The following is an 11039-nucleotide window of genomic DNA, read 5'->3' on the forward strand; positions in this document are numbered from 1 at the left end:
TAGAGATTAGAAACGAAGTCCGATGGAAGCCGAAACGCTTCTTGAGAACGGATAGTCAAGACCGCGCTCTTCCTTGATGGTAGAGAGACGGAATATGTTGTTGGTGTACAAGCGGCAGTAGAACGATGACAGACCTACAATCTTGAGCCACTGCGATGTGGTGTCCTCATAGCCAAGCGAGATGCTGGTACACTGTAGCGTGTTCTCTGTAGCGATGAAGCGGGTTGACATGTTGGTTGTCGAGGTGTCGTTGATGCGCTTGAACTTAGCACGGTCGCCCGGCTTCTGCCAACGGTCATGCAAAGCACGGCGGTCCTGATTATACTTTATAGCTTCGTAGCTGATGTTCTCTACCTTTGACAGCAGTGTGCTGAGCGTTGTCTGTCCGCCTATGCGATACTGGAAGTTCATGCCCAATGAGAATCCCTTCCAACGTACTGTTGTGCCGAAGTTGCCCTGTGCATCAGGTGTTGTATCGCCAACCTTCACTTCCTGATTGGAATCCCACTTGTACGAATACGAACCGTCCTTGTAGAGGAATATCTCATTACCGCTCATCGGGTCGATACCAAGTGAGCGTACTGCCCATAATGCTGTGGTGCTGGCTCCGTCGTAGTAGCGTATGAGCGACTGCGAGGCACGGCCGTCAGCATTGAGCTTCTCAAGTGTGTTGCCGATGTTGTAGTACTTGGTTGTGGTGTGCAGCATATTGGCTGTCAAACGCCATATGAAATCCTTGCGCTTGATGACATCAAGACCAACGGTTATGGTGAAGCTACGGTTGTCGGTTGCACCGATGTTCATAGGTATAGACGATACACCTGTAGATGTAGGCAGATCTACCAAGATGAGTTCAGGGTCGGATTTGCGGATATTGTAGTCGAGAGTGAGCGACAGGCGATTGTTGAACATAAGTGCGTTCAAACCGAAGTTGTGTGTCTGCGTGCGCTTCCACTTCAGGTCATTGTTGCCCCACTTCGAAACCATAGCTGCAAGACCAAACGGGTTGGGATAACTGGTGTAGTAATTGTAAACATTGTTGGCAAGCTTGGCATCAACGTTCTGATTGCCTGGATTACCGAATGTATAACGCACCTTGAGGTTGCTCACATACTTGTTGCGCTTGAAGAAGTGCTCGTTATGGATATTCCATGCCACACCTACCGAGTAGGTGGTTGAGAACGGATTGTTGATACCATATACCGAAGCACCGTCTGTACGTACATTGAAGTCGAGCAGATAGCGCATGTCGTAAGCATAATTGCCGTTGAAATAGAAGCTGGCTGAGCGTGTCTTGGTAATTGATGACGACGGACGGCTGTTCTCGGCATAGCCATTAGAGAAGTTCGGATTCCAGAACTTGTCGCTGATATAGCCACGTGTAGTGTTGGATGCACTTGTAGCATTGCGCTCTGACAGCTGTGCACCGCCTACGAGGTTGTAGGTGTGACATCCGGTCATACCGCCATAGCTTGCTATCAAGCTGCCGTCCCAACTTGTATTGTTGTTGTCGGAGCGTGTGTAGTTGCCACGGTTCACCTCCTCGGTTGCTGCAAACGAGGTGTCGTAAGGCGAGCGGAACACTTCAGATTTGCCACGCGATGTGGTAAATCCTAAACGTGCATTAAGGCGCAGGGCTGGTATAGGACGATACTCTACGTTGAAGTTGTTGTTGAACTGGAGTTCGTCACCACGGTTGAAACTCTTCTGCTGATAGTTCCACAACGGGTTGTATACATACTGTGTACCGTTGATGGTCTCGTAACTTTCGAGCACCTTATATACTTCGCCGTCGGCATCACGCTTAGAATAATAAGGGTTGGCCTGTGCAAACTGGCTGAACGACACGACATTGTTGTCGGTCTTGGTATAGTAAATATTTGTCTGGTTGCTGAAGTTGAATTTGTCGATACGATAAGAAAGGTCTACAGAGCCATCGATGTTCTGGCGGTCAGAATTCTTCATCACACCACCATTGTCACGATAGCGCATAGTCAGACCATAACGGAAGGCAGAATCACCGCCCTCGGCATTGAAGCTATGGTCGTGAGAGAATCCTGTGCGCAGCGGCTCACTCATCCAGTAGGAATCGAGTCCTGCCACTACATTCTTGTATCTATTATAATATGTAGCACGGTTAAGGTCATCAAGTATCTCACCGTTCTCGTCAAGACTACCATAATAGCCAGAGAGTTTCTCAAACTGCAACTTCTCGCTGGCATTCATAAGATTGTAATCGCTCAGGTCGGCCCAGCTCACATTGTAGCTACCGTTGTAAGTGAAACGCAGCTTGCCTGCCTCCGGCTTCTTTGTCTCTACTACTACAACGCCGTTGGCTGCCTTCGAACCGTAGATGGCTGTAGACGCAGCATCCTTAAGAATGGTGATGCTCTCAACACGGTCCATACTCATATCGGAGATGCGCTGGAGTGTGGTCTCGAAACCATCAAGAATGAAGAGCGGCTGGTCCGGATCGTTGCCGTACTTATCTGAAAGACCATTAATACTTGTAGTACCGTTGATGTTGATGTTCAACTTAGCATTAGGGTCAGAACCTGCGAGATTGTTCTCCATGATGACAAACGAAGGATCGAGTGCTGAAAGACTCTGCAGCACGTTCTGGTTGCCTATAGCCTTGAGTTCTTCCTTGCGATAGGATGCTGCCGAACCGGTGAAGCTCTCCTTCTTGCGCGAATAGATACCCGTAATCACTGTCTCGCCGATAGCATTGGCATCGGCCTGAAGACGTATGACATTCTTCTTGCCGGTAGACATGCGCATCTTCTGCTGCTTCATTCCCACATACGTGAACGTAAGTGTGGTTTCGCCCGCAGGCAACATGACGCGGAATTCACCAGTCTGGTCAGTCAATGTCAAGGTCTTGCCGTGCTTGTCCTTAACGCTAACGCCAAGTAGCGGCTGGTCCTCATCGTCTATTACAACGCCTCGATACATCTGCCCCTTAGCTGTGGTGGCAGATTGAGGCGTACCATTAACATTTTGGGCTTGCGCATTTACCCCCCCATTTGGAATAAGGAAGCTATGGCACATCCCAAAACAAGATTGCGCATACCTACAGATTCAAGAATCCTACCGCAGGATACGCCCAAAGTGTTTGTATTCATGTGTTCAACCATATTAAGTAATTATGTTTCAAAATGTCAACTTAAGCACGTAATACTATTGTTTTAGCAAGTTTTTGTCAAAAAGTCGTTTACAATAGTTACCGATTGCAAAGATACAAAAACATTATAAATAACAAAAGAAATGCTAAAAAAATCTATATAAATTTATTATTTATAGATTTAGGACATTTTTATATACCCATACCACATAAAAAAGAGGCGGACTGCATCACTGCACCCCGCCCCACAATAATTAATTAGAGAGTTATAAAAATTAAGTTCAATAGAAAAATCTATTGTCTGTAGCCGATGCTACATTTTTGTCATTATCTTCATGCCTTCCTCTACAGCCTGCATGTTGAGAGGAATGAGGCCGTGATGGCGCTCTGGCAGAGTCTTGAACAGTGCCTTGTTCAATCCTTGTGTGCTGACGATAGGACAAACCTTGAGCAGTCCGCCCAACACAATCATATTGAACACCTTCGAGTTCTTCAACTCGGCAGCCTTGTCCATAGCGTCAATGCGGTATACGTTGATGTCCTTACGTGTCGGCGGATTGATGATGCCGAAACCATCGTAGATAAGTATACCACCAGGCTTAACCTTAGGCTCGAACTTGTCGAGCGAAGGCTGGTTGAGCACTATAGCCACATCGTAATGGCTGAGAATTGGCGATGAAATACGTTCATCGCTGACGATGACTGTGACATTGGCGGTTCCGCCTCGCTGTTCGGGGCCGTAAGCCGGCATCCATGTCACTTCCTTATCCTCCATAAGTCCGGAGTAGGCCAGTATCTTGCCCATTGAGAGTACGCCCTGTCCTCCGAAACCTGATATGATTATTTCTGCTTTCATAGGTTTGTCGTGTCTTTTAAGTCGCCCTTGGGATACTGCTTAAACATATTCTCCTCCATCCACTTGTTGGCCTGGACTGGTGTGAGCTTCCATCCGCTGTTGCATGTAGCAACGATCTCGACGAGCGACGATCCGCAGCCCTGCATAGAAGCGGTGAATGCCTTCTTGATGGCAGCCTTGGCCTTGCGTATAGAGGCTACATTCTCAACACTCTGGCGCGACACGTAGCATGTGCCTGGCAGCTGTGCCGCTATCTCAGAGAGATTGAGTGGCCATCCGTGCAGACGCGGGTCGCGACCGTAAGGACATGTCGACGTCTTCTGACCGATAAGCGTTGTAGGAGCCATCTGACCGCCGGTCATACCATATATAGCGTTGTTGATGAATATCATGGCAATGTGCTCGCCACGGTTGAGTGCGTGAATACTCTCTGCCGTACCTATACAAGCCATGTCGCCGTCGCCCTGATAGGTGAACACGAGGCGGTCTGGCCACAAACGCTTGATAGCTGTGGCGCAGGCTGGAGCACGTCCGTGTGCAGCTTCCTGCCAGTCGATGTCGATATAATTGTATGCAAACACAGAACAACCTACGGGGCTAACGCCTACCGCCTTGTCCTGCATGCCCATTTCCTCAATTACTTCGGCTACGAGTTTGTGTACCATGCCGTGTGAGCAACCGGCGCAATAGTGCATATGGTTTTCGTTGAGAAGGTCTGGTTTCTTGTATACCAGGTTCTCGGGTGATACTATATCGTTCATACCAATTTCTCCTTTAATACTTTTACCATTTCCTCTGGCTCGGGCACGATGCCACCGAGTCGTCCGTAATGCTCTACAGGTACTTTGCCATTAACCGCCAGACGTACATCGTCAATCATCTGTCCGGCATTTATTTCGGCTACAAGTATACCCTTCACCTTAGCTGCTGCAGCTGCAATCTCATTGGTCGGGAACGGCCACAGCGTGATAGGACGGAACAGTCCTACCTTAATGCCTTCGGCACGTGCCATCTCAATGGCCTTCTCGGCTATGCGCGCTGCGCTACCGAATGCCACAATCATATATTCGGCATCGTCCATGAACTTGGTTTCGTAGCGAACCTCGTTCTCACGTATCTTGCGATACTTCTCCTGCAGGTGCAGATTGCGCTGCTCCATAACCTCCGACTTCAGTTCGAGCGAAGTGATTACGTTGGGCTTGCGACCCTTTGAGCGTCCTGTCGTTGCCCATGGGCACTCGCGCAGAATCTCCTCTTCGGTGCGACGTGGCTTGATAGGCGGCAGCACCACCTTCTCCATCATCTGTCCGATAACACCGTCACTGAGAATCATGGCAGGTATACGATATTTAAAGGCGAGCGTGAAGCCAAGATCGACAAAGTCTGCCATTTCCTGCACCGAGTTAGGCGCAAGCACAATGACGTAATAGTCGCCATTGCCGCCACCACGTGTGGCCTGGAAATAGTCACTCTGCGACGGCTGGATGGTACCCAGTCCGGGACCTCCACGCTGTACATTTACTATAAGTCCGGGAACTTCTGCGCCTGCCATGTAGGAAATGCCTTCCTGCATGAGCGACACACCAGGACTTGACGACGAGGTCATTACCTTCTTACCGGCACCACCACCACCATAAACCATGTTGATGGATGCCACCTCACTCTCCGCCTGTACTACAACCATACCAGTTGTTTCCCACGGCTTGAGCTCGGCAAGTGTTTCAATGACTTCTGTCTGTGGCGTAATTGGATAGCCGAAATAGCCATCGGCGCCACAACGAATGGCAGCGTGAGCAAGAGCCTCGTTGCCTTTCATAAGTTTTACTTCCTGTTCTGCCATAGCGATTAGTCCTCCATTTTTTTTCTGTAAACTGTTATACATCCGTCAGGACATACAATACCGCACGACGCGCATCCGATACATTCGTCCGGTTGCGCTGCCTCAGCATAGCGATAGCCATGCACATTGACGGCCTTCGCTGACAAGGCAATCACATTTTTTGGGCAAGCCACCACGCAAAGGGAGCACCCCTTGCACCGGTCGGTATTGACCACGATGACACCTTTAATTTTTCCCATAATTTTTCGTTTTGTTTTAGGGTGAGTAGTTTATTTGATTAAGGGTTATACATGTCTTTGCAACGATAAGCAAGTATGTCGTCAAGCATCTGTTTGGCTTCAACGGCTGGCGAATCGGGGTCGAGAGCTATCGCTTCAAGATAGCAGTCGAGTGCATGCTTCCAGTCGCCCTTGCGTCTATGCTCATTACCGAGCTTGTAATAATCCTCTGCTGTCATATCTATTAAGGTTGAGATGGTGTGATGTTGATGTGGTGTGATTTGATGTTGTGGGGTATGGAGTTGTTATGTTGAGGTGTTGAGATAGTGTGATTTGTCCTGTTTCTGCAAGACAACGCCACAACTTCATCGTCAAATCTCACCACAACAACATCACAACTACATAACTGCCGCCTGCAACGTATTCTTCATGAGCGAACAAATCGTCATTGGACCTACGCCACCAGGTACAGGTGTGATGTATGAACACTTGGGTGCAACCTCATCGAACTTCACGTCACCATTAAGACGGTAGCCGCTCTTGCGTGTTGCATCGGGCACACGGGTCGTGCCAACGTCGATGACTACTGCTCCGGGCTTCACCATATCGGCTGTCACAAAGTCGGGGCGACCTATTGCAGCAATGATGATGTCTGCCTCAAGACATTCGTGCTTGATGTCCTTGGTGTGCGAGTGGCACACGGTGACGGTGCAATCGCCATACTGCTTCTGCATCATAAGCTGCGCCATAGGCTTGCCCACGATGTTGCTGCGACCGAGCACTACGCACTTCTTGCCGGCTGTCTCAATGCCGTAACGCTTGAGCAGCGTCACGATGCCAAGCGGTGTGGCAGAGATGAAGCACGGCAGTCCGATGGCCATGCGACCCACGTTGACTGGATGAAATCCGTCAACATCCTTGCGATAGTCGATGGCTTCAATTATCTTCTGCTCGTTGATGTGGCGCGGCAGCGGCAACTGCACGATAAATCCGTCTACGTCGGCATCGCGGTTGAGTTTGTCGACACAAGCCAGCAGCTCTTCCTCGGTGACATCATCCTCATATCGGATGAGTGTCGACTTGAAGCCACACTTCTCACAAGCCAGAACCTTGTTCTTGACGTATGTCTCCGAACCTCCGTCATGGCCTACGAGAACGGCAGCCAGATGCGGCTGCTTGCCTCCTTTAGCCATTATGGCCTTCACTTCTTCTGCTATTTCAGCCTTGATGGCTTCGGCAGTTGCTTTTCCGTCTATCAGTTGCATATTGTTATGTTTTAAAACTTAGGCATTCCGGGCATTCCCTTCAGCTTTCCCATCATTCCAGCCATCTTTGCCATGTTGGTTCCGGTGACGAGTTTCATCATCTTGCGAGTCTGGTCAAACTGCTTGATGAGTCGGTTCACCTCCTGTATGTTGGTACCGCTACCCTTTGCTATACGCATGCGGCGGCTCTGATTGAGAATCTCGGGGTTAGAGCGCTCCTTCGGAGTCATACTCTTGATGATGGCCTCGATGCCCTTGAAAGCATTGTCGTCGATGTCGACATCCTTTATGGCCTTGCCAACGCCAGGTATCATCGAAGCGAGATCCTTGAGGTTACCCATCTTCTTTATCTGCTCAATCTGTCCGAGGAAGTCGTTGAAGTCGAACTTGTTCTTCTGAATTTTCTTCTGAAGGCGGCGTGCCTCCTCCTCGTCAAACTGCTCCTGAGCGCGCTCTACAAGACTCACGATGTCGCCCATGCCGAGAATACGGTCTGCCATACGAGCTGGGTGGAACACGTCGATGGCCTCCATCTTCTCGCCTGTACCGACAAACTTGATAGGCTTTGTCACTACAGTACGTATTGAGAGGGCTGCGCCGCCGCGTGTGTCACCGTCGAGCTTGGTGAGTACCACGCCGTCGAAGTCGAGACGGTCGTTGAACTCCTTGGCTGTATTGACAGCGTCCTGACCAGTCATAGAGTCAACCACGAAGAGTGTCTCGTCGGGATTGATAGCGTTCTTGAGATTTGAAATCTCATTCATCATTTCCTCATCGACAGCCAGACGACCCGCAGTATCGACAATCACCACATCGTAGCCCTTGGCCTTAGCCTCACGAAGAGCGTTATTGGCAATAGTGATAACGTCCTTGTTGTCGGGCTCTGAATATACAGGTACACCTACTTGCTCGCCTACCACCTTGAGCTGGTCGATAGCAGCCGGACGATAAACGTCACAAGCTACGAGCAACGGCTTCTTGTGCTGCTTGGTCTTGAGCATGTTGGCAAGCTTGCCAGAGAATGTGGTCTTACCCGAACCCTGCAAACCGCTCATAAGTATGATAGCGGGACGACTTGTCAGGTGCAATTCGGCTGCTTCGCCACCCATAAGTTCAGCAAGCTCGTCGTGCACAATCTTCACCATAAGCTGGCTTGGCTTAACGGCAGTAAGCACGTTCATACCCATAGCCTTCTTCTTCACCGTGTCGGTAAATGTCTTTGCTACCTTGTAGTTAACGTCGGCATCAAGCAATGCGCGTCTTACGTCTTTAAGTGTTTCTGCAACGTTGATCTCGGTGATTTTTCCCTCACCTTTAAGTATCTTAAAACTGCGTTCCAGTCTGTCGCTTAAATTTTCGAACATATATGTCTTCTTTTGTATTTCTTAATATTAGCACAAAAGTAAACAAAAAATAACGAGCAATGCAAAGAACGGTATGCGATTTAATTTATTTTAAAATACTTTTTATCAAAAATGCGCACTCATATATGGTTTGTGCACATAAAACAGATACTGAAAAAAAGTACGTATATATATGTACACGTACTTATTTTAAGTATATCTCATTAAGTTCGGTCGCCACCAGTTCCTCGCGCACAAGACTTGCCAATGCTACTGGCAGCACTTCGCGCGGGCAGTCTATCTGCTGCAGTTCGGTGACATGATGGCGTTTGCGGTCGGCAAGGAGCGCCATGATGAGCTGTCGGGCATTTTGTTGCGGTTCGTCCGATTTCCTGCCTTTATGACTCAAGCACACGTCGCATCGCTCGCAGTCCTTGCCGTCGGTCTCGCCAAAGTAGCCGAGCAACTGACGGCTGCGACAAACGCTGTCGTTCGATGCATATTCAATCATAGAGTGTATACGTGCTTCAAACTGCTCGCGACGGTCTTCGTACACCTCACGCGGAATGACGATGTCTTCAGCCAGCACACGGTCTCTGACGTAGGTGACGAGCGGCACGGAACGTTGCGGTATGAAGTGCAGTATATGACGCATACTCAGACTCTTTAGTATAAGATACACCTGCTGCTGTGTGAGTCCGGTGAGCTGCGCCAGCCGGCTCTCTTCGATATAGCGATAGTCGATGAAGAGTCCGCTATACTCGCGCAATGCGGCTGTGATGACAGCCTCCTCGTTGGGGCTTGTAGAATATAGCTGATAGAGCTGGTCGCGTTCGAGTATGAACTTCATGCGTGTACGCGAGTCGGGCTCGGTCTCATATTCGATGTATCCGGCACGTGCCAGTATGCGAAGAGCCGAATTGGCTATAGTTGGGAAATGCTTGAACGTGCGGCAGAAGCGGTCGAGATCGAGTGCAAAGGTGTGCCCTGCCCCATCGTCGGCTGCCACTTGCAGGAAATAGGCAAGATGGTCGTAGACGTTGCAGATGGTCTGACGGTCGGGAAACTCCTCAAGCACTCGCTTGTCAAGACGCATGCGGTCGCTGTCATTGTATAGCAATACGGCATAGGCACGTTTGCCATCACGTCCTGCACGACCTGCTTCCTGAAAGTAAGCCTCAATGGAATTCGGACAATCCACATGAATGACTATGCGCACGTCGGGTTTGTCGATGCCCATTCCGAATGCGTTGGTAGCCACTATGACACGCTTCTCGTCGTCGTGCCACTGCTGTTGGCGCAGGTCCTTAACGGCATGTTCCAGTCCGGCATGATAGAACGTGGCGCTTATGTCGTTCTGCTCTATGAGTTCGCTTATCTCCTTGGTGCGTCGGCGGCTGCGTGCATACACTATGGCGCTGCCGCGTGTCGACTTGAGTATGTGTATGAGTTCCTCGTCCTTGTTGCCAGTGTTGCGCACCACATACGTCAGGTTCTTGCGCTCGAAGCTCATGCGGAACACGTTCTTCTCGCTGAATCCGAGCCTGTACTGTATGTCGTCTATCACCTGCGGGGTGGCAGTGGCGGTGAGAGCAAGCACCGGAACATCGGGCTTCAGCTGGCGTATGTCGGCTATATGCAGATAGGAAGGACGGAAGTCGTAGCCCCATTGCGATATGCAGTGAGCCTCATCAACGGTGATGAAGCTCACCTTCATGTGCTCAAGCTTTGCCTTGAACAGTTCGGTGCCAATACGTTCGGGCGACACATACAGCAGTTTGGTGCCACCAAGTATGCAGTTGTCGAGCGTTCCCAATATCTCACGGCGGCTCATTCCCGAATATATGGCTGCTGCAATGATGCCACGACGGCGCAGGTTCTGCACCTGGTCTTTCATCAAGGCTATGAGCGGAGTCACTACTATGCACGTTCCTTCCATGGCAAGTGCCGGAACCTGAAACGTAAGCGACTTGCCTCCACCCGTAGGCATAAGTCCAAGTGTGTCCTTACGCTGCATTATGCTGTTGATGATGTCGCCCTGAATGCCACGAAAAGCAGGATATCCCCAGTATTTGTGGAGGATGGAAAGCAAAGACTCTGCCCCACAAAGGCCACAAACCCCACAAAGCCCTACCGCCGACTCCTCCCCCGTAGGGAGGGGAGGGGTATGTTCGGTTACGCTCACATCGTAAGCGTCGGATTCACACATCGACTTCTCGTGTTCATCTGACGAATTATTGGATGTTGGCATTATAGGGTCTTTTATATCTGTTTCCATCAATCAACAAAAAAACACAGTATTTTATAGCAATCAAAGCACAGCTTTCAAGGCATATCACTCCCCTCCCTACGGGGGAGGGGCAAGGGGGTGGGGCTTTTACAGCAATCAAAGC

9 protein-coding genes are annotated in these 11039 nt (G+C 49.8%); all 9 read right to left on the minus strand.

Features of this window, described 5'->3' with window-relative positions:
- Positions 1-6: 6 nt before the first annotated feature.
- Entirely contained in the window at positions 7-2955 is a 2949-nt protein-coding gene (locus I6E49_RS11655; RefSeq protein ID WP_235402460.1) for a SusC/RagA family TonB-linked outer membrane protein, read from the minus strand.
- Between the two features lie 482 nt (positions 2956-3437).
- Complete coding sequence (locus I6E49_RS11660; RefSeq protein ID WP_235402461.1) at positions 3438-3980, minus strand: 2-oxoacid:acceptor oxidoreductase family protein; 543 nt, start codon at positions 3978-3980, stop codon at positions 3438-3440.
- Positions 3977-4741 carry a thiamine pyrophosphate-dependent enzyme gene (locus I6E49_RS11665; protein ID WP_235402463.1) on the minus strand — a complete coding sequence of 255 codons (765 nt, stop codon included), beginning with the start codon at positions 4739-4741 and terminating at the stop codon, positions 3977-3979. The genes I6E49_RS11660 and I6E49_RS11665 overlap by 4 nt, the downstream gene beginning before the upstream one ends.
- Positions 4738-5820, minus strand: coding sequence for a 3-methyl-2-oxobutanoate dehydrogenase subunit VorB (locus I6E49_RS11670; RefSeq protein ID WP_235402465.1), 1083 nt, complete (start codon positions 5818-5820; stop codon positions 4738-4740). Before I6E49_RS11670 ends, I6E49_RS11665 begins: the two co-directional genes overlap by 4 nt.
- A gap of 5 nt (positions 5821-5825) precedes the next feature.
- Positions 5826-6059 carry a 4Fe-4S dicluster domain-containing protein gene (locus I6E49_RS11675; protein WP_235402466.1) on the minus strand — a complete coding sequence of 78 codons (234 nt, stop codon included), beginning with the start codon at positions 6057-6059 and terminating at the stop codon, positions 5826-5828.
- A gap of 38 nt (positions 6060-6097) precedes the next feature.
- Positions 6098-6277, minus strand: a complete 180-nt coding sequence (locus tag I6E49_RS11680; protein ID WP_235393802.1) for a tetratricopeptide repeat protein — start codon at positions 6275-6277, stop codon at positions 6098-6100.
- A gap of 159 nt (positions 6278-6436) precedes the next feature.
- Positions 6437-7303: a bifunctional methylenetetrahydrofolate dehydrogenase/methenyltetrahydrofolate cyclohydrolase FolD gene (gene folD / locus I6E49_RS11685; protein ID WP_235402468.1), complete on the minus strand. Its 867-nt coding sequence runs from the start codon at positions 7301-7303 to the stop codon at positions 6437-6439.
- 11 nt (positions 7304-7314) lie between these two features.
- A complete protein-coding gene (gene ffh, locus I6E49_RS11690) occupies positions 7315-8667 on the minus strand; it encodes a signal recognition particle protein (protein ID WP_235402470.1) in 1353 nt (450 codons plus the stop codon).
- A gap of 184 nt (positions 8668-8851) precedes the next feature.
- The gene (locus I6E49_RS11695) at positions 8852-10897 is read right to left on the minus strand and encodes a RecQ family ATP-dependent DNA helicase (RefSeq protein WP_235402472.1); all 2046 of its coding nucleotides are present in this window, start codon (positions 10895-10897) and stop codon (positions 8852-8854) included.
- Positions 10898-11039: the final 142 nt, after the last annotated feature.

Source organism: Leyella stercorea (assembly GCF_021531655.1).